This is a genomic window from Mucilaginibacter achroorhodeus, assembly GCF_007846095.1.
GTDB classification, from domain to species: domain Bacteria; phylum Bacteroidota; class Bacteroidia; order Sphingobacteriales; family Sphingobacteriaceae; genus Mucilaginibacter; species Mucilaginibacter achroorhodeus.
Genome location: NZ_VOEI01000013.1, coordinates 1 through 1,222, shown reverse-complemented (window position 1 = coordinate 1,222; position 1,222 = coordinate 1). Strand labels below are relative to the sequence as shown.

General features: G+C 41.9%; 1 protein-coding gene. It reads right to left on the bottom strand.

The genetic code is table 11. The features are described from left to right. Positions 1–13: 13 nt before the first annotated feature. On the bottom strand, positions 14–991 hold the full coding sequence (locus tag FPZ42_RS19070) for an IS110 family transposase (RefSeq protein WP_146273464.1): 978 nt from the start codon (positions 989–991) through the stop codon (positions 14–16). Positions 992–1,222 lie beyond the last annotated feature (231 nt).

Genomic DNA, 1,222 nt, shown 5'->3' with positions numbered 1-1,222 from the left:
GTCAGTCTGATTTCTATGACAAAAGCAAACTGATTTGATAGGGTTGCTGTTTTTTAATGACGGCAAATATTCTGTGAACGATCTTGTTCCTGACAGCGTTCAATGCGCTCATTCGGTTCTTGCCTTCAGCTACTTTACGTTGGTAGTAATGCTGCAGGTCATTTTTAAGTCGGATAGCACTCATGGCAGCCAGATGCAGTACAGATTTGATCGCTTTATCAGCATACGTTGATACCTGGTGCCGTCCCCTTATCGAAGTACCGGAACTATTAGCAAAGGGGACGACGCCACTATAACAAGCCATCTTTCTTGCCTCTGTGATCAGTTCAAAGCCTTCTGTTTTGGCAAGCATCATCCAGGACAATACTTTGCCAACTCCCGGTACAGAACGGATCAGGTTCACCTGCGTGTCCATTTTTTCATCAGCACGAATGACCATTTCGATATCTGTCTCTATCTTTTTGATCTGCTTGCCAATCAGGGCAAGTTGTTCTTGGTTCATTTTCAACAGATATTTGTATATGCCCAGGTGTTTCATCTTGGCGTAGTCATGCTGTTGTTTAAGTAGCTGAACTTTGGTTTTGATCCGGCTGTTACGCTCGGTAAGCAGGATCTTTAGTTTCTGAATGGTTTGAGAGGATGGTTTCCATTGCGGAAGCTCTGCATGGCTTTTCTTAATAAAGGCTGCTATTCTTACTGCATCTATCTTGTCGTTCTTTCCTCTGACAAGACCCAGGCTCTTTTTTAGATGCAATGGTGGTACAACAAAGATGCGATGCCCCGTTTCTTTGAATGCTTCATATAAGTTCCAATTGTAGCGACCTGTATTCTCCATACCGATGATCAGTTGTTCTTTGTAAGAACTGAAGAACTTTTTGATGCTCTTTACCTCATTCTTGATAACAAATGATAATTGCCCCTGTTCGTTACTTACACAGATATCCAATGTCGCGCTGCTCACATCGATACCAACAATTGTTTGCTTTTGCATAATTTTGTCTTGAAGTTTTATTGATCGGGATCATCAACATACTCAACTCCTTGATAATGGGTCTCCAGCCCGAATTTCTATTTGAGTTTCTTGTTGATGAAAAGGGGCAGGGTCTTCTTCAGATTATGAGCCATTAGCTCAGAGCCTAAGTCATAGTTCACCCTGCCTCCTCGCGATCTTTTATCCTACTAAAATAATTATGCAAATCTAAAGGAGCTTGTCGAAGACCTT